Raw genomic sequence first — 17,988 nt, 5'->3', positions numbered from 1 at the left:
TCTCGACAAGGCCCAGGTCAAAGGTCGATCTGATAGGCGATGAGCTCGATGTGCGGGAACGGCCGCCAGTCGCGCTCGGCCAGGCGCGTGAACCCGAGACGCTCGTAGAGCCGGTGCGCGCTGTGCATCCGGTCGGCACTGCTCAGCACCACCTTGCGGAGCCCCAACCCGCGAGCTCGGTCGAACACCGCCTTGGTCAAAGCCTCGCCAATACCTCGGCCACGCGCCGACGGCGCCACCGCGAGCATCCGGAACTCCAGCTCCCCCGGACGCGAGATCTCGGCGTACTCGGACTCCGGGTGCACGATGGTCACGGTGCCGACCACCTTCCCCGTCCCGTCCACGGCGACGAGGACCTCGGCCTCCTCGACCCGCCGCGCGACGTCACGCAGCTTCGCGTCGTAGCCGACGTCGTCGGCCAGGTGGCCGTCGGCCTCATACGCCAGCACCGTGACTTCGCCGGCCGCGGCGTACTCCTCGGGCCGCGGCGGCCGGATCTCGACATCACTCATCCGTTCCCCCAGTCGCTTCTTCGATGGTCGCGTCTTCGGTCGGCAGCGCCACCTCCCGCGCCGCGTCGGGGCCCTGCTCCAGCAGGACGCGGAAGCCGGCTTCATCGAGCACCGGCACTTTGAGCTGAACCGCCTTGTCGTATTTCGAACCAGGCGCATCCCCGACGACGACGAACGCGGTCTTCTTCGAGACCGACCCGGCGGCCTTGCCGCCGCGGGCCATGATGACCTCCTTGGCCTCGTCGCGCGAGAAGCCGTCGAGCGAGCCTGTCACCACAATCGACAGCCCTTCGAGGTGGCGCGGAATCGACTCGTCGCGCTCCTCCTCCATCCGCACGCCGGCCCGTCGCCACTTTTCGACGATCTCGCGGTGCCAGGCGACTTCGAACCACTCCTGCGTCGCGTGGGCGATGGTCGGACCGACGCCGTCGACCGCCGAAAGCTCCTCTTCGGTGGCCTGCTCGATCCGTTCGATCGAGCCGAACTCGCGCGCCAGCGCCTGCGCCGCAGTGGGCCCGACGTGCCGGATCGACAGGGCGACCAGCACCTTCCACAGCGGCCGGTCCTTCGCCGCATCGAGGTTGGCGAGCAGCTTCCGCGCGTTCGCCGACAGCTCGCCCGCCTTGGTCCGGAACAGTTCGACCTCGGCGAGGCTGTCCTCGTTCAGGTCGAAGACGTCGCCCTCGTCGGCGACCACCCGCGCGTCGAGCAGCGCCACCGCGGCCTCGTACCCGAGGACCTCGATGTCGAAGGCGCCCCGCCCGGCCAGGTGGAACAGGCGCTCACGCAGCTGCGCGGGACAGAACCGGGTGTTCGGGCAGCGGATGTCCTTGTCGCCTTCCTTCTGGTAGGCGAGCTCGGTGCCGCATTCCGGGCAGTGGGTGGGCATGACGAACTCGCGTTCGTCGCCGGTGCGGGCGTCCACCACCGGCCCGAGGACCTCGGGGATGACGTCGCCGGCCTTCCGGATGACGATCCGGTCGCCGATGAGCACGCCCTTGCGTTTGACCTCCTCCTGGTTGTGGAGGGTGGCCCTGGCCACGGTCGACCCGGCGACCGTGACCGGCTCGGTGACCGCGAACGGGGTCACCCGTCCGGTCCGTCCGACGCCGACCTGGATGTCCAGCAGCGTGGTGATCGCCTCTTCCGGCGGGTACTTGTAGGCGATCGCCCACCGCGGCGCGCGCGACGTCGTACCCAGCCGCCGCTGCAACGCCACCTGGTCGACCTTGATGACCACGCCGTCGATCTCGTGCTCGGCATCGTGCCGGTGCTCGCCCCAGTAGGCGATGTGCGCGGTGAGCTCGTCGGCCGAGGTCAGGACCTTGCTGTGCGGCGACACCGGCAGCCCCCACGCGGCCAGCGCGTCGTACGCCTCCGACTGACGCTGGGCCTCGAAGCCCGCGCGCTTGCCGAGCCCGTGGCAGATCAGCCGCAGCCGGCGCTCGCGAGTGATCTTGGGATCCTTCTGCCGCAGCGAGCCGGCCGCGGTGTTGCGCGGGTTCGCGTACGGCGGCTTACCGGCTTCGACCATCTTCGCGTTCAGTTCGAGGAAGTCCTCGACGCGGAAGAAAACCTCGCCGCGCACCTCGACCAGGGCGGGCACCGGGAACTGATCGGTGCCGGTCAAGGTCAGCGGCACCTGGTCGAGCGTGCGGACGTTGAGCGTGACGTCCTCACCGGTCCGGCCGTCACCCCGGGTGAGCGCCCGGGTCAAGTGGCCGTTTTCGTACAGGAGGTTGATGGCCAGGCCGTCGATCTTCAGCTCGGCGAGGAATTCGGTGCGCCCGACTTCCTTCTCGACGCGTTCCCCCCACGCGAGGAACTCGTCCTGGTCGAAGACGTTGTCCAGGCTGAGCATGCGCTCGAGGTGGTCGTGCGCGGTGAACTCGGTCGAGAACGTGCCCCCGACCCGCTGGGTCGGCGAATCGGGCGTGACCAGCGCCGGGTGCGCGTCTTCGAGCCGCTGCAGTTCGCCCAGCAACTCGTCGAACTGCCCGTCGGAGATGATCGGCGAGTCCAGGACGTAGTAGCGGAACTGGTGGTCACGCAGTTCCTCGGCGAGGGCACTGTGCCGCTCGCGCACGTCGGCCGGGACGTCGGTGACGTCCTCCGCGGCCACCGGGGCGTCGACCGCCGCAACCTGGTCGTGGGGGAGTTCGGTGCTGCTCACGGGTGGTAACCCTAGCCGGAGGTACCGACATTTTCGTTCGGTCCGCTGTCCAGTCCGCGGACCAGTTCACGGAACTCCAGAAGGGTGATGGACCCGGCCGGCTCGGCCTCCGCGGTCTCGACGCGCCGTAACCGTTCGGCGGCGAGCCGTTCACCCAATGTCGCGTCGAGCGGCAGGAAGGTCATGGTCCGCCGCGTCGCGTCGTCGAGGTCGCCGAAGCGCGGGTGGAAAACGGCAACGTCGACCACGCGCTCGTCATCGTCCACCTGGGCAACGACCCGGACCTCGGCCAGCGCGATCCGGTGCTCGCCGAGGTTTACCGTGACTTCGGTCGGATCGGGCACCGGCGGAACCGAGTCGTGGTACTCCCAGATCGCGTCGTCCGGCGGCGCCGCGGCCCGCCACGCGTCCGTGAACGGCCGCACTTCGGGATCTTCCTGACCGGTCACGACCAGGGCGTAGATCGCCTGGCGACCTCGCTCCAGCGAGAAGTGCAGCCGCGGGTGCAGCGCCTCCACGAGCTGGCACAGCTCGTGTTCGACGCGGTGTGGTTCGCCCTCCCCCAGTGCCGCGCTGACCATCGGGAGCAGCTCGAACCAGCCGTGCCAGAACGCCTCCGCGGCGGCCGCCGGATCGTCCGGCACAGGTTGCTCGGGCCACGCGGTGCGCGGGTCGGGCGGATCGGCGGCGGCGTTCTTGCGGCGGAACAGACGCATGGTTTCGGACGGTCCTCGTTCGGTCGGCGACTTCGACAACGCTACTTGCCGACCGAACCGGACGTCGGTGAGTTGCCGGATTCCGTCACCAGCCCTCCGGCGGCTCCACGAAGGCCTTACCGAGGTCCCGCGTCAGGGAGAGGGCACGGCGCATCCAGTCCGGCGTCGCACCGGCGAGACCGCAACTGGGTGTCGACACCGCCTGATCGGCGAGGACGCTGCGGTTGAAACCGAGCCGGTCGGCCAGCCGGAACGCCGGCTCGCCGACCTCCTTCAGAGTCGGCGAAGCCCCCGGCATCGTCGCCGGCACCGCACCCAGGAACAGCGTGGCCCCGCCGTCCCACACTTCGCCGATCTCGTCGAGGAACGCGGCAGAGGCACCGTCGAGCGCGGAGAGGTCGAAGGCCAAGGCGTCTGCACCGGCCTCTCGCAGCAGACCGAGGGGCGGGTTCGCGGCACAGCAGTGCAGGATCACCGGGTTGTCGGTGATCCGCCGGGCGCCGTCGATCACGGTGGTGAGCAGCTCACGAGCCTCGGGCGCCGGCACCGCGGGGACGGTCCCGTAGCCGGACGGCGTCGACAGAGCACCGGCCAGCACCGCGGGCAACGACGGCTCGTCGAACTGGACCACCACCGGCGCGCCGGTCCTGGACCGCACTTCCGCGACGTGTTCGGTCAGGCCCTCCAGCAGTGACGACGTGAAGTCCCGCAAGGCTCCGCGATCGGTGAGCACCCGATGCCCCCGGGGCAGCTCGATCCCCGCGCCGAGCGTCCACGGCCCGGCCAGCTGGACCTTGAAGACCGGCGGGGTGACCCCGGTCTTCTCTCGCGCCTCCTGCACGGCGTCGAGATCCCAGCGAAGCAGATCAACCGCACGGCGATGCTCGTGCCCAGGCCGGGACGCCACGCGATAGCCACTCGGCACGACCTCGACGGCCAGGTCGACGAGCAGCGCGGCGGTCCGGCCGAGCATGTCCGCGCCGACGCCGCGGGCCGGCAGCTCGGGCAGGTGCGGGAAGTCGGGCAACTCGCCGAACACCACCGCCGCCGCTTCGAAAGGATCGTCGCCCGGCATCGAGCCGATCGCCGTTGCGGCTCCGTTGGGCCAGATTCGCTCACTCACGACCACCGATTCTGGTCGACTGCCGCGCACCGGCACCGGCCGGGGCGCCAGGATGCGGACATTCAGCGCATATTCCTTTACTGGCACCATGAGTACGCCCACGGCGATAGGCTGACCGGCCATGACGAGTTCGCCACCACAGCCGGGCTGGTACCCGGACGCGCGGGACCCCCGTCAGCACCGATGGTGGGACGGCCAAGCCTGGACAGCCGACACCCGGCCGGCCCACCCATCGCCGGCGCCGAGCGACTCCGAGCCGATCGAGCTGGACATCGAACGCGCCCACGACCCGGCCCGGATCCAGAGCCAGGTCAATCGCGCGACACGCGGTCGAGGCGGCACGCGCGCCGGGGGCGGGACCCTGTTCACCGAACCGGTCCTCGTGGTCAACCAGCGCGCCAAGCTGTTCGAGATGGCCAACGAGTTCGGCGTCTTCGACCAGCACGGCAACCAGCTCGGCGGGGTCGTCCAGGTGGGCCAGAGCACGCTGAAGAAGGCGCTCCGGCTCCTCACCAACTACGACCAGTTCCTGACCCACAAGTTCGAGGTCCGCGACGCCAACCACAGCACCGTCCTGAAGGTGACGCGGCCGGCGAAGGTGTTCAAGTCGCGGTGCGTTGTCACCAGGGCCGACGAGACGCCGATCGGCGAGATCGTCCAGGAGAACGTCTTCGGCAAGATCCGGTTCGGCTTCATCGTCGACGGCCAATCGGTCGGCGGGATTTTCGCCGAGAACTGGCGCGCCTGGAACTTCTCGATCCGCGACCACGCCGGCACCGAGGTCGCCCGGGTGACCAAGACCTGGGGTGGCTTCCTCAAAGCCGCCTTCACCACCGCCGACAACTACGTCGTGGAGATCCCGCATCCACTGCCGGATCCGCTCGCCAGCATGGTGGTCGCGGCGGCCTTGACGATCGACACCGCCCTGAAACAGGACACCGACTGAGCGAGTGACCGGCGTCTCATCTCCTCCCGGTGGACAGCGGGCCCGGCACGGCTCAGGGTGAATGAAGGCCGGGACGCCGCAGTCTCGCCGGGACGGAGGTCACCGTGGAACCGTTGCCGGAAAGCAGCGACAGGAACTGGACCGAGCCCGGAATCTACGAGGTCTCGGCCGGCGTCTACCGGATCCCGTTGCCGCTGCCCAACGACGCTCTGCGCGCGGTCAACGTCTACGCGGTCACCGACGGCGAGAAGCTGGTCTTGGTCGACTCCGGTTGGGCGCTGACGGTGGCCCGGCAACAGCTCGCCGACGCCCTGAGCGGGATCGGCGCCGGACTCGCCGACGTCAGCGAATTCCTCGTCACCCACGTACACCGGGACCACTATTCGCAGGCGGTGGTCCTCCGGCGTGACTTCGGCTCGAAGATCGCCCTCGGCCAGGACGAAGAGCCATCGCTGAAGGCATCCGGCAACCCCGACCGCTTGCCGATGGAAGCCCAGGTCGACCTTCTGTTCCAGGCCGGAGCGGGCGAAGTCGTGGAAGCACTGGCCCGGCAGTTCGGCACGAGCCTCCGGCACACGGAAGCCGACCTCTGGGAAGCGCCCGACGAGTGGCTGACCCCAGGCCCGCGGTCGATCCTGCCCGGGCGCGAATTCGAAGTCGTCGCCACTCCGGGACACACGTCCGGGCATGTCGTCTTCGTGGACGACACCGCCGGCCTGTTGTTCTCCGGCGACCACGTCCTGCCGCACATCACACCTTCCATCGGATTCCAGCCGGTGCCGGCCGAGTTGCCGCTCAACGACTTCATCGGCTCGCTTCGCCTGGTACGCGCCATGCCGGACCGCCGCATGCTTCCCGCCCACGGCCCGGTGTCCGAAAGCGTGCACACCCGGGTCGACGAACTGCTGGAACACCATCGTCAGCGTCTCGAGACCATAGCCTCGCAAATCGCCGCCGGTGCTACCTGCGCGTACGAAGCCGCACACCGGATCGGCTGGACCCGCCGCAACCGCAAACTGTCCGAAATGGACTCCTTCAATCAGACGCTCGCAGTCCTCGAAACCGCAGCACACCTCGATCTTTTGGTCTCCCAGGGAAAACTGAGCGCCCAAGCTGTTGACGGAGTCCGTCGTTACGCGCTGACCTGAGGCATGCACGGCCGACACTGCGGGTAGCCGCCTCATTGCCGTTAGGTCCGCCGTCCGGCCTCCTGCATACTGGGTGAAATGGAGGTCATCAGACGTGCCCGGGCAACGGACATCGAGGCGCTCGTGCGCCTGTTCGGGGCACCGGGCGAGCCGCTGGCAGCGGCGCTCGGGGAACTAATGAACACCCCGAACGTCACGCTGGTCGTGGCCGAGGACGACAACGGCGTAGCCGGCACCGCACAGCTGACCGTGCTCCGAGGCCTCGCGTGGGACGGTGCACCCCGTGGCCTGCTCGAGGGCATCCGCGCCGCTCGGCGCGGTGTGACCAGCGCCCTCCTGACCTGGGGAATCGACGAAGCCCGCCGGCGCGGCTGCAAACGCATCCATCTCGATTCGGGACTCAACCGCGGCGACCTGCGAGACTTCTACGCACGCTTCGGCTTCGAGTACAGCTACCAAGGATTCACCCGCGTCCTGTGATACTGGCCCGGTGGCCGACTACACCATCCGCAGGGCACGACGCGAAGACATCGATGCGATCGTGCGGATGCTGGCGGACGACCAGCTCGGCGCCACCCGGGACGATCCTGGCGACCTCGAGCCATACCTGCGCGCCTTCGACGAGATCGCCGCGGATCCGAACCAGCTCTTGGTGGTCGTCGTGTTCGGCGACAAGCCGGTCGGCACCTTGCAGCTGACGATCATTCCGGGACTCGCCAGGCGCGGTGCGCTTCGCGGCCAGATCGAGGCCGTGCGGATCCACGCCGGCCATCGGGGCACCGGACTGGGTGCCGAGCTCGTTCGCTGGGCGATCGACGAGTCACGGCGGCGCGGGTGCAGCCTCGTACAACTCACGTCGGACACCTCCAGGACGGAAGCTCACCGGTTCTACGAGCGCCTCGGGTTCGTGCCCAGTCACACAGGATTCAAGCTCAAACTCTGAGCAGCGTCGGCCGCTACGCGCATCGATACCGCGATTGTCTACTTCGGACATTGATCCTCCCGTGATCGCCGTGCGGACATCCACGCACGCGAACGATCCCTAAACAATTGCGATCCGTCAAGTCGCAAGCGGCGCGAATGGACCGTTCGCGCCCTTTCGATGACTTTTCTTGCGAACCGTCGTACCGTCGAGCCCATGACACCTTCACAACCAGTCCGCAAGCTCGTTCCCGCACCCGCCCAAAGCGCCGACGGCAAACTTCCGTTCGTGCTGCTAGCGGTCCGCGCCGACCCGAACACCTTGCAGCACATGGAAGACGACCAAGTCATCGACCTGATCCGCAATACCGATGCGGAGATCTCGAAGCTCCAAGCACTCCAGCTGAGAGCGATCGCGAACCTGAGCGTGCGCCGGAGACGGGAGCCCAGCGCGGCGTCGGAAGTCGCGTTGGCCTTGTCCACAACGGAACACCGCGCCAGCGCAATCGTTTCCGCGGCCAACGCGCTGATTGCCCGCCTCCCCCGCATGCTGAACCTGATGGACGACGGCCGGCTCGACCTCTATCGCGCCATGAAGGTCACCGATGCGACGGCGTGGCTTTCGGGAGATCACGTACGTGTCGTCGACGAGACGCTCGAGGACCGGGTTCCGGGACGGAACGCCACCCAGGTCCGCCGGGCCGCGGCCTACGCCGCCGCGCAGGTCGATCCCGAAGGCGCCGCGCTCCGCACCGAGCGAAAGCTTCTCGAGCGGCGCCTCACCGTGCACCACCAGGACGGCGGCGTGTCCCATCTGTCGGTCAACAGCGCACCGACCGAGAAGGCAACCGCCGCTTATGCCCGCGTCGACCAGGCCGCCCGAGCGTTGAAGACGCCGGATGAGCCGCGAACACTGGATCAGCTCCGTGCGGACGTGGCCGTCGATCTGCTGCTGAGTGGCACAGGTGGCCGGAGTGAACGCACGGAGGTCTTCCTGCACATCGACCTGGCCACCTACCTCGGCCTCAACCAGACTCCCGCAGTGTTGGCCGGTCGCGGCCCCATCGCGGCTGCGCTCGCTCGCCGCATCATCGGCGGTGCCGATACGACGCTGCGTCGGGTCCTCACCGACCCGCGGACCGGTCATGCGGTCGAACTGTCTCCGACGCGCTACTCGATCGAACAGGACGAGTTCATCCGGGTTCGCGACCAAGAGTGCCGGCAGCCGGGATGCACCCGCCCCGCACAGAGTTGCAGGATCAAAGCCACTCGCGCGAAGGGGGAGGCCGAAGGCGCTGCGGACCAAGCAGTCACCTTCTGTTCGCGGCACAGCAAGCTGCGAGGACAGCCTGGCTGGGACTACGAAGTCACGCCGGACGGCACCGTGAACGTCGCGACGCCATCAGGGCAGGTGCATTCGACAACACCACCGTCGATGCACCCCGGTCGCAGACGGGCGAACCGGCTGCGGAAGAAGCCGCGGAGGTGACCGAGGATCAGCGGGTGCCCGAGATCTTCGCGCTGCCGAGGACGACGTCCCCGCCTTCGGAATCAGGGCGGTAGAGGACGACGACCTGCCCCGGAGCGACTCCGCGCAGCGGCTCGCGCAAATGCACCGTCATGGTGTCGTCGTCCACGTCGGCGACCGCATCCACGATGCCTCCGTGCGCCCTGACCTGGACCACGCATTCGGTGGGTTCCGTCAGCGGCCGGCCGCTGGGCCAGATTGCGCGGTCAGCCTCGATCACCTTGACGCCGAGCCCGGCCGCGGAACCGACCTTGACGGAGCCCGACACCGGTTCGAGTGACAGGACGTACCGAGGGCGGCCGTCCGGTGCGGGAGCGTCGATCCCCAGCCCCTTGCGCTGGCCGACCGTGAAACCGTGCACCCCGGTGTGCCGGCCGAGGACCGCACCCGTTTCCGCGTCCACGAGCTCGCCGGGTCGCTGCCCCAGCCGGTTCTCCAGGAACTTCTTGGTGTCGCCGTCCGGGATGAAGCAGATGTCGTGGCTGTCCGGCTTGTTGGCAACGGACAGACCTCGTCGCTCCGCCTCGGCCCGCACGTCGGTCTTCCAGGAACCGCCCAGGGGGAACATGGCGTGGCTGAGCTGTTCCGGTGTCAGCGAGGCGAGCACGTACGACTGATCCTTGCCACTGTCGGCACTACGACGTAGCTCCGGCACACCGTCTACCACTGAGAGGCGCGCGTAGTGGCCTGTCGCGACCGCATCGAATCCGAGCGCCATCGCCTTTTCGAGGAGCGCTTCGAACTTGATCTTCTCGTTGCAGGTGACACACGGGTTCGGAGTGCGTCCGGCAGCGTATTCGCCGACGAAGGTTTCAACGACCTCTTCGGTGAAGCGCTCGGCGAAGTCCCAGATGTAGAACGGGATGCCGAGGATGTCGGCGGCTCGCCGGGCGTCGTGCGAGTCCTCGATCGTGCAACACCCCCGCGAGCCGGTCCGCAAGGTTCCCGGCTTGGCTGACAGGGCCAGGTGCACACCGACGACGTCGTGCCCGGCGTCGACCGCGCGTGCCGCGGCGACCGCCGAGTCCACTCCTCCGCTCATCGCGGCCAAAACCCGCATTGCCTCACACCTCTTGCTTCTGGGTCTGCTTGCGCATTCCGGCGAGGCCGGCCTGCCGGGCACGCATGACGACGCCACCGATCTCCGCGGCCACGGCCTCGACGTCCGCGGCGGTGGATGTGTGGCCAAGGGAGAAACGAAGGGAACCGCGGGCCGCCGCCGGGTCGGCCCCCATGGCCAGCAGCACGTGGCTCGGCTGGGCGACGCCTGCTGTGCACGCCGATCCCGTCGAGCATTCGATGCCCTTGGCGTCGAGCAGCATCAGCAGGCTGTCGCCGGCACATCCGGGGAAGGTGAAGTGGGCATGGCTCGGCAGCCTCTCGCCCTCTCCACCGTTGAGGACGGCGTCGGGCACCTCGCGTTGGACTGCCTCGACGAGCCCGTCGCGGAGTTCCTCGACGCGCTTCGCGTACTCGGCTCGGGACCCGACGCTGATTCGGACCGCAGCTGCGAAGCTCACGATCGCCGGGACGTCCAAGGTGCCGGAGCGGACATTGCGCTCCTGGCCGCCACCGTGCAGCAAGGGCGCACAAGGGACGTCGCGTCCCAGCAGGAGCGCGCCCACTCCGAAGGGGCCGCCGAGTTTGTGCCCGGTCAGGGTGAGTGCAGCGGCGCCGCTGGCGGCGAAGTCGACCGGTGTGGCCCCGACCGCCTGAACGGCGTCGGTGTGGAACGGGATGCCGAACTCGGCGCAGACGGCCGCCAGCTCGGCGATCGGGTTGATCGTGCCGACCTCGTTGTTCGCCCACATCACGGTGGCCAACGCCACGGTCTCGGGCTCCGCGGCGATGGCGGCCCGGAGGACGTCAGGCGACACTCGCCCCTGGCTGTCCACGTCGAGCAGAGTGACCTCGGCACCGCCGTGGGCTTCGAGCCATTCGACGGTGTCGAGCACGGCGTGGTGCTCCGCGGCGCCGCACAGAATGCGGCGACGCTGCTCCTGCTCGCCGCGACGGGCCCAGTAGATGCCCTTGATCGCGAGGTTGTCGCTCTCGGTGCCTCCGCCGGTGAAGATCACCTCGGAGGGCCGGGCGCCCAGGGCCTCGGCGATGGTTTCGCGGGCTTCCTCGACCCTACGGCGCGCCCGGCGGCCCGAAGAGTGCAGCGCGGAGGCGTTGCCCACGGTGGACAGCGCCTCGGTCATCGCCGCTATGGCTTCGGGCAACATCGGAGTGGTCGCCGCGTGGTCGAGATAGGTCATCGCTGTTCCAGGGTAGTCCGCTCCAGCGCGTGACGAAGCCCACCCTGGCCCTCGAAGTGGGCTGTCACACCTTCGACGGCCACCGCCCGGTCAGCCGGACCCCCGCTATCGCGAGCGCCACCAAGGCCACGGTGAGCAGGGCCATCGCCGGCGACGGGTCGAGAACCGAGCCGACCACGCTGAGCAGGACGCCACCCAGGCCGATGAGCAGCGCGGAGCCGACCCAGTCGGCGAGCTGCATCGCCGAGGTGTTGAATCCGCGCTCGCCTTCGGGCGAGTAGCGGAGCAGGAGGACCGAGATCGCGGGCATGGCGATCCCCATCCCCGCACCGCCGATGGCGCAGGCCACGAAGGCGACCCAGCCGGGGAACCAGGGCTGCGAAACCAGGCCGAAGCAGACCAAGCCTGCCGCGACGAGCCAGAACCCGGTGCGCAGCGATGCCTCCCTCGACCAGTCGAGGTACCGGCCTTGGGCCGCCGACGCCGCGGACCAGCCCAAAGCCGTGATCGTCAGCGGCAGGCCGGCGAGGGCGGGGCTGTAACCGTGGACCGCGCTCATCGTCAGCGGGAGATACGCCTCCATTCCCGCGTACGCGCCGGCGATCAGGGCACGGGAGGCGATGACTGTCGGCAGGCCGGGGCGGGAAGTCAACGTCCCGGCCGGCAGCAGCGTCCGGAGGGCGTAGCCCAACGCGATCAGGCCGACAGTGCCGTAGCCGAGCGCGACGAGCGACTGGTGCTGAGCTGCCCACGCCAGCGCCGCGACGCCGAGCGCGGCGATGATCGCGTGGGGCACGCTCGCCCGTCGGCCACCCGTGGCGGGTTCGTGCGACGGCAAGCGCCGGACGACCACGACCAGCATGAGCACCCCGATCGCCACGAGCGGGACCAAGCCGAGGAAGACCCAGCGCCAGCCGACGCTGACCGTCACGATCCCGGCCGCCGAAGGCCCGATGACCGCCGGCAGCACCCAGGCGGCGGCGTTCGCGGCGTAGATGACCGGACGTTCATGGTCGGTGAACGTCAGCGCGATCAGGAGCGAGACCGAGACGAGGAGCAAGCCCGAGCCGAAGCCCTGCAGTGCGCGGCCGAGGAGGAGCATCGACATCCCGCTTGCCGTCCCCGCGACCACGAGGCCGGCCGCGAACAGCACCGGCCCGGCGAGCAGCGCCGGTGCCGGGCCGCGGCGGTCGCCGATGCGGCCCGAGAGCACCGTCGCGACCACGCTGGAGATCAGGAAGATCGTGAAGGGCCACGAGTAGAGCGACGTCCCGTGGAGGTCGGCGACGAGGGTGGGCATCGCCGTCGCCACGCCCATGCTCTCGAACGCGACCAACGTGACCACGAGCAGCAGCGCGATCGTGGTCAGCCGGTGTTCCGCGCTCCAGAGCACACTGCGGCGACGGGGTGCGGAATCGATCGTCGAGGCCATGATCAGCAGCGTGCAACCTCCAGCCCGCTGGAGGTCAAGGTGGTTCAGGCGGTGCGGTGTGCCACCGGTTCCAGTGGCAGGTCGCGAGCCAGCGCGGCCGCTTCACCGCGGGAGCTCACGTCCAGTTTGTCGAGGATGTTGCGGACGTGGAACTTCACCGTGTGCTCGCTGAGCTGCAGTTGCCCGGCGATCTGCCGGTTGCACAGGCCGTGGGAGATGCCCGACAGGACTTCCAGTTCGCGCGGGTTGAGCCGGTCGAGCGGACGGAGCTCCGGCGGTTCGGCCACGCCGAGTGGCAGGGCCGCGGTGATCGTCGTGCCCCAGCCCGCGACGGCGTCGATCTCCCAGTGGCCGCCGAGGGCGGTGAGCCGGTCGGTCAGGCCTCGGGTGGGGATCGCGTCGGCGGCTTCGGGGCAGTCGTCGCGGACGGTGATCCGCAGGACCGATCCGTCCACGCGCCAGGACGCCCTCAGCCGCGTGGTCGCTGGACGGTCCAAGGCGGCCAGCACCAGGCCGCGGGTCAGCGTCCGTGCCGTGTGGGCGATGTCCTGCGGGAGGGACGCGTCACCGACCGGATCGGCGAGGTCGACGTCGACGTCCGTGTGCCGGATCAGGTCGGCCAGCTGGGTCTTGAGGACGGCGAATGCCGCGTCCGCCTGCTCCGCGGACATGACCTGGTCGCGGTCGACGACGCCTTTGAGCTCCAGCAGCGCGTCGGCGGCGAGGTCGACCGCGGTACGGCGGGCGGCGGCGTCGGAGAGCCGGCCGGAGCGGAGGACCGACAGGAGCGTGACCAGGGTTGCCGCGTGCGTCTGGCCGAGGTCGGTGATCACCTGGGCGCGTGCGGAGGCGGCGGCGAGGCTGCTGGCCAGGACGTCCGGGCCCGGGTCCGTTGCCCGCTGGCCCGCGTCGGTGCTGACGATGTGCCACAGCTGGGCCGCCAGTTCCAGCTCCGCGGACGGCGGCTCCGGCGCGTTCGGCACCACGGCGATCACCGCGCCCCGGCCGACCGCCGGTGTCGAGGCGAGCAGGACCAGCCGCCGCTCGACGCCACCGAGCACGCCGTCGGTCACCAGGGCCTTGCCCGGCTCGCTCCGGTCGACCAGCCGCTGCAGCTCGACGCTCGTCACGGCGTGCGTGATCGCTTCGTCGCCGATGACCTTGAGCGGGCTGCGCGGGCAGTCGCCCGTCTGCATCGCGGCCGCGCGGTGCGGGATCAGCTTGCCCAGCTCGGCGGTGAACCGGCTGAGCAACTGGGGCCGCGGCGCCGACAGGAGCCGCTCGACGACGTCCAGCACGTGCCGCGGATCCGACCAGGAAGCGTCCATGGCCTCCAAGGTAGGCGCGGCCGGGATCCGGCGACCTGCTCGTCCGGCTAGTGAACACTGCTCGTCCGGGCGGTTCGGCGGCTCCGCCGGGCGAGTTGACTTCCGGGGGAGGACATTCGAACCGAAGGTCACGAACCAGGGAGCGAGAACCACGATGCGAGCGATCACCTTCTCCGCATACGGCGGCCCGGAAGTCCTGCAGCTGTCCGACGTCCCGGCGCCGGAGCCGGGCCCGGGGCAGGTGCGGCTGGCCGTCCGGGCCGCCGGGGTCAACCCGATCGACTGGAAGATCCGCAACGGCGCCATGCAGCAGAACTTCCCGGTTGCGTTCCCGCACGTCCCCGGGCTGGAGGTCGCCGGGGTCGTCGACGCCGTCGGGGAGGGTGCGGATTTCGCCGTGGGTGACGACGTGTTCGGCTGGTCGGAGACCGGTGCTTACGCCGAGTACGTGCTCGCGAAGACGATCGCGCCGAAGCCTGCGAGCCTTTCGTGGGCGGACGCCGCCGCGTTGCCGGTTGCCGGCGAGACCGCGCTTCGCGTCCTCGGGCTGCTCGGGGTCCAGGAGGGCGAGACGCTGCTGCTGCACGGTGCCAGCGGCACGGTCGGGCGGTTCGCCGCCCAGGTCGCCGTTGCGCAGGGGGTGACCGTCGTCGGGACCGGGGGCAGCCGGAGCCTCGACGATCTCAAGTCGCTGGGTGTCGTGCCCGTCCTCTACGGCGACGGCTGGGTGGAGCGGGTCCGCGAGGTCACGTCCGGGCCGGTGGACGCCGTGTTCGACGCCGCCGGGCACGGGGTGCTGCCCGGTTCCGTCGAACTGCGGGGCACCAAGGACCGGATCGTCACCATTGCCGATGCGGCCGCGTTCGAGCTGGGGATCCCGTTCTCCAGCGGGGGCGAACAGACCCGTGAGGTCCTCACCGAGATCGCCGGCTGGGTGACCGACCGTGGGGTCGGCATCGCGCTCGGCAAGAGCTATCCGCTGGCCGAGGCGGCCGCGGCGCAGGTCGAGAGCGAGGGCGGGCACCCTGGCGGAAAATTGACCATCGCCGTCAGCTGACCGAAGAGAGCCGGGCCCCCCATCCGGGCCTGCCGCCGGATCGCGGCGACAGGGCCCGGATCACTTCGCGGGAGGCGAAGCCAGTGGGGCCGCCTGGCGACGCGGGGTCCGGCGGCGCTGCTGGGCCGGGATCTGCACCGTGCCCAGCGCGGAGTGGACCGCCGACTCGGCGAGCGCGGCCAGTTCGCGACGGGTTTCCGCACGGCCGGGGGCGATCTCCGGGCAGACGTGGATCTCGAGCACCAGGCCGCGCAGGGCCGCGACCCGGCGCAGGGACGCGATCAGCGATTCCGGTCCGATGAACGCGGGGCGGCTGGTCTCACGGCCGTCGGCGAGGCGGTAGCGCAACGCGATCGGGCGCACCGGGACGCCGCCGTCGATGGCCGCCTGGAACGTCGCCGTCGTGAAGCGGCCCGAGGCCAGGCCGCACCAGGTGGTGCCCTCCGGGGTGACGCTGACGAGCGATCCCGTCCGGAGCGCGTCGGCCAGTGACGCCATCGTCGCGGGCAACGTCGTCAGCCGTTCGCGGTCGAGGAAGATGCTGCCGCCGCGGCGGACCAGGCCGCCGAGCACCGGCCAGCTCGCGATCTCCTTCTTGGCCAGTGCCCGCATCGGCCGCAGCGCGTTGATCGCGACGATGTCCAGCCACGAGATGTGGTTGTTGACCACCAGCGCGCCACGGCCGGCGGGCGCGGTGAGGAAGTCGGCGCCGCCCCGGATGTCCAGCCGGACGCCGAACGCCCGCAGCACGCCGCGGAAGATCAGCCGGAGCAGGCGCTCGCGGCCGGGGACGACCAGCAGCAACGGTGCGGACACCAGTGCCGCGAGGACGACCGAGCTCGCGGCCGCGAAGCGCAGGGCCCGGTGCGGGAGGCCGACCACCGGGTCGTCGGCGGTGAGGCAGCCGTCGCCGCACGGCGAAGACGGCATCCAGGCGTGGCTCATCCCTGGCCCCCGAGGAAGAACTTCAGGTACCGCTCGTCGACGTTCTGCAGGTCCAGCAGGACGAAGAAGTCCGCGACGCCGAAGTCCACGTCGAGCGCGGGCGGCCCGCAGACCTTGGCGCCGAGCCGGACGTAACCCTTGATCAGTGGCGGCAGCGCGGGCCGCGCCGGGCGCTCGATGCCCGAGGCGTCCCACGGGATCAACGGCGTGACGCGCGTGCCTTCGCCGGAGTAGTGCTTGGCGTGCAGGACGTCCCACACGCCGGCGGCGAAGGAGCCGTCGTCCACCAGCGGGACGGACGCGCAGCCGGCGAGGTAGCGGTGGCCGGAGAGCAGCATGTAGCGGGCGATTCCGGCCCAGACCAGGCTCACGACGGCGCCGCTGCGGTGGTCCGGGTGGACGCAGGACCGGCCGGTCTCGACCAGCGACGGTCGCAGGCCTTCGATCGCCGTCAGGTCGAACTCGCTGTCGGCGTAGAGCTTCCCGGCCTGGACGGCGCGATCCGGCGGCAGCATCCGGTAGCAGCCGACGATCTCGCCCGTGTTGTCGTCGCGGACCACCAGGTGGTCGCAGAACTCGTCGAACTCGTCGACGTCGAGACCGGGCCGCGGGGAGTGGAGGCGCGCACCCATTTCCTCGGCGAAAACCCGGTGACGCAGTTTCTGCGCCGCGACCACTTCGTCGTTCGCGTGCGCGACGAGAAGCGAGTACCGGGGGGCGTCGGCGGGGACCTCGGTACCCGCCTGATCAGTGCTGACGAGGAGCTGTGACGTCGTCATGAACAAGGTGTACCTGCGCGGAGGAAGCCGCGGAGAGTGCCATCCGATGACCGATAAATGCACGTTCAGTTAATGGCGGGTTCTCTGTCCCGAAAACGCACGAAGGGCCTTCCGGGGGCACCCCGGAAGGCCCTTCGCGGGCGAAGATCAGCCCTTGCGCTTCTCGACCGCCTCGGTCAGCTGCGGTGCGACGTTGAACAGGTCGCCGACGATGCCGAAGTCGGCGATCTCGAAGATCGGCGCCTCCGGGTCCTTGTTGACCGCGATGATCGTCTTCGACGTCTGCATGCCGGCGCGGTGCTGGATCGCGCCGGAGATGCCGAGCGCGATGTACAGCTGCGGCGAGACCGTCTTACCGGTCTGGCCGACCTGGAACTGCGCCGGGTAGTAGCCCGAGTCGACCGCGGCACGCGACGCGCCGACAGCCGCGCCGAGCGAGTCGGCCAGCTTCTCGACGACGTCGAACTTCTCCGCCGAGCCGACGCCGCGGCCACCGGAGACCACGATCGAGGCCTCGGTCAGCTCGGGCCGGTCGCCACCGGTCACCGGCTCGACGCCGGTGATCTTGGTCGCCTTCGCCGCGTCGACGGCGGGGAGCTCGACGGTCTCCTCGGCCGCCGCGCCCTCGGCGGGCTCGGCCTCGACCGCACCCGGGCGGATGGAGACGACCGGGGCGCCCTTCGCGGACTTGGACTTGACCGAGAACGCGCCACCGAAGATGGACTGGTCGATCACGCCGTCGCCGTTGACGCCCACGGCGTCGTAGATCAGGCCGGAGCCCAGGCGCACGGCCAGGCGGGCGGCGACCTCCTTGCCCTCACCGCTGGCGGTGACGAGCACGGCCGCCGGGGACGCCTGCTGCGCGAGCGCGGCGAGCACGTCGACCTTGGGCGTGACCAGGTAGTTCGCGGCGTCGTCGCCTTCCGCGACATACACCTTGGCGGCGCCGTGCGACGCCAGCGCCTGCTTCGCCTTGGCGGCGGTCCCGGTCGGGCCGACGACGACGGCCGACGGCTCACCGAGCGCGCGGGCGGCGGTCAGCAGCTCGAGCGTGACCTTCTTGACCTCACCGTCGACGTGGTCGACGAGGACGAGTACTTCAGCCATGGTTCTACTTCC

17 protein-coding genes are annotated in these 17,988 nt (G+C 69.9%); 6 read left to right on the top strand and 11 right to left on the bottom strand.

Going from position 1 to position 17,988, the window contains the following annotated elements:
• Nucleotides 1-17: 17 nt before the first annotated feature.
• From ACLJQE_RS25670 to ACLJQE_RS25655, 4 genes are all read right to left on the bottom strand, one after another.
• Nucleotides 18-512 carry a GNAT family N-acetyltransferase gene (locus tag ACLJQE_RS25670; RefSeq protein ID WP_410641909.1) on the bottom strand — a complete coding sequence of 165 codons (495 nt, stop codon included), beginning with the start codon at nucleotides 510-512 and terminating at the stop codon, nucleotides 18-20.
• Nucleotides 505-2,685 (bottom strand): NAD-dependent DNA ligase LigA, encoded by a 2,181-nt coding sequence (ligA, locus tag ACLJQE_RS25665; protein ID WP_410641908.1) that lies wholly within the window; start codon nucleotides 2,683-2,685, stop codon nucleotides 505-507. The genes ACLJQE_RS25670 and ligA overlap by 8 nt, the downstream gene beginning before the upstream one ends.
• Nucleotides 2,686-2,696: 11 nt before the next feature.
• Entirely contained in the window at nucleotides 2,697-3,401 is a 705-nt protein-coding gene (locus ACLJQE_RS25660; protein WP_410641907.1) for a hypothetical protein, read from the bottom strand.
• A gap of 85 nt (nucleotides 3,402-3,486) precedes the next feature.
• On the bottom strand, nucleotides 3,487-4,524 hold the full coding sequence (locus tag ACLJQE_RS25655; RefSeq protein ID WP_410641905.1) for a methionine synthase: 1,038 nt from the start codon (nucleotides 4,522-4,524) through the stop codon (nucleotides 3,487-3,489).
• A 121-nt stretch (nucleotides 4,525-4,645) separates the two neighbouring features.
• On the opposite strand from ACLJQE_RS25655, the gene ACLJQE_RS25650 reads away from it, so the two are divergent.
• The 5 genes from ACLJQE_RS25650 (at nucleotide 4,646) to ACLJQE_RS25630 (ending at nucleotide 9,028) form a co-directional block, all read left to right on the top strand.
• Complete coding sequence (locus ACLJQE_RS25650) at nucleotides 4,646-5,470, top strand: phospholipid scramblase-related protein (RefSeq protein WP_410641904.1); 825 nt, start codon at nucleotides 4,646-4,648, stop codon at nucleotides 5,468-5,470.
• A 104-nt stretch (nucleotides 5,471-5,574) separates the two neighbouring features.
• Nucleotides 5,575-6,618 carry an MBL fold metallo-hydrolase gene (locus ACLJQE_RS25645; RefSeq protein WP_410641903.1) on the top strand — a complete coding sequence of 348 codons (1,044 nt, stop codon included), beginning with the start codon at nucleotides 5,575-5,577 and terminating at the stop codon, nucleotides 6,616-6,618.
• Between the two features lie 78 nt (nucleotides 6,619-6,696).
• Nucleotides 6,697-7,098, top strand: coding sequence for a GNAT family N-acetyltransferase (locus tag ACLJQE_RS25640; protein ID WP_410641902.1), 402 nt, complete (start codon nucleotides 6,697-6,699; stop codon nucleotides 7,096-7,098).
• Between the two features lie 10 nt (nucleotides 7,099-7,108).
• Nucleotides 7,109-7,561, top strand: coding sequence for a GNAT family N-acetyltransferase (locus tag ACLJQE_RS25635; RefSeq protein ID WP_410641901.1), 453 nt, complete (start codon nucleotides 7,109-7,111; stop codon nucleotides 7,559-7,561).
• A 195-nt stretch (nucleotides 7,562-7,756) separates the two neighbouring features.
• The gene (locus ACLJQE_RS25630; protein WP_410641900.1) at nucleotides 7,757-9,028 is read left to right on the top strand and encodes a DUF222 domain-containing protein; all 1,272 of its coding nucleotides are present in this window, start codon (nucleotides 7,757-7,759) and stop codon (nucleotides 9,026-9,028) included.
• 7 nt (nucleotides 9,029-9,035) lie between these two features.
• On the opposite strand, the gene mnmA is transcribed toward ACLJQE_RS25630, so the two are convergent.
• The 4 genes from mnmA to ACLJQE_RS25610 all read right to left on the bottom strand — a co-directional run bounded on the left by mnmA (nucleotide 9,036) and on the right by ACLJQE_RS25610 (nucleotide 14,088).
• Nucleotides 9,036-10,127, bottom strand: coding sequence for a tRNA 2-thiouridine(34) synthase MnmA (gene mnmA / locus ACLJQE_RS25625; protein WP_410642121.1), 1,092 nt, complete (start codon nucleotides 10,125-10,127; stop codon nucleotides 9,036-9,038).
• 4 nt (nucleotides 10,128-10,131) lie between these two features.
• Nucleotides 10,132-11,328, bottom strand: coding sequence for a cysteine desulfurase family protein (locus ACLJQE_RS25620; protein WP_410641899.1), 1,197 nt, complete (start codon nucleotides 11,326-11,328; stop codon nucleotides 10,132-10,134).
• Between the two features lie 64 nt (nucleotides 11,329-11,392).
• Nucleotides 11,393-12,760 carry an MFS transporter gene (locus ACLJQE_RS25615; protein ID WP_410641897.1) on the bottom strand — a complete coding sequence of 456 codons (1,368 nt, stop codon included), beginning with the start codon at nucleotides 12,758-12,760 and terminating at the stop codon, nucleotides 11,393-11,395.
• Nucleotides 12,761-12,804: 44 nt separating this feature from the next.
• Nucleotides 12,805-14,088 carry a helix-turn-helix transcriptional regulator gene (locus ACLJQE_RS25610; protein ID WP_410641895.1) on the bottom strand — a complete coding sequence of 428 codons (1,284 nt, stop codon included), beginning with the start codon at nucleotides 14,086-14,088 and terminating at the stop codon, nucleotides 12,805-12,807.
• A gap of 154 nt (nucleotides 14,089-14,242) precedes the next feature.
• On the opposite strand from ACLJQE_RS25610, the gene ACLJQE_RS25605 reads away from it, so the two are divergent.
• Nucleotides 14,243-15,145: an NADP-dependent oxidoreductase gene (locus ACLJQE_RS25605; RefSeq protein ID WP_410641894.1), complete on the top strand. Its 903-nt coding sequence runs from the start codon at nucleotides 14,243-14,245 to the stop codon at nucleotides 15,143-15,145.
• 60 nt (nucleotides 15,146-15,205) lie between these two features.
• Here ACLJQE_RS25605 and ACLJQE_RS25600 read toward each other — a convergent pair whose 3' ends face one another.
• The 3 genes from ACLJQE_RS25600 to ACLJQE_RS25590 form a co-directional block, all read right to left on the bottom strand.
• Nucleotides 15,206-16,090, bottom strand: coding sequence for a lysophospholipid acyltransferase family protein (locus ACLJQE_RS25600; RefSeq protein ID WP_410641893.1), 885 nt, complete (start codon nucleotides 16,088-16,090; stop codon nucleotides 15,206-15,208).
• Nucleotides 16,087-16,869, bottom strand: coding sequence for a GNAT family N-acetyltransferase (locus ACLJQE_RS25595; protein ID WP_410641892.1), 783 nt, complete (start codon nucleotides 16,867-16,869; stop codon nucleotides 16,087-16,089). Before ACLJQE_RS25595 ends, ACLJQE_RS25600 begins: the two co-directional genes overlap by 4 nt.
• Nucleotides 16,870-17,016: 147 nt before the next feature.
• Nucleotides 17,017-17,976 (bottom strand): electron transfer flavoprotein subunit alpha/FixB family protein, encoded by a 960-nt coding sequence (locus tag ACLJQE_RS25590; protein ID WP_043780820.1) that lies wholly within the window; start codon nucleotides 17,974-17,976, stop codon nucleotides 17,017-17,019.
• Nucleotides 17,977-17,988: the final 12 nt, after the last annotated feature.

Origin of the sequence: Amycolatopsis sp. lyj-346, from assembly GCF_046548975.1 — a bacterium.
In the GTDB taxonomy this organism is placed as follows: Bacteria; Actinomycetota; Actinomycetes; order Mycobacteriales; family Pseudonocardiaceae; genus Amycolatopsis.
This window is presented reverse-complemented; position numbering and strand designations above follow the sequence as displayed.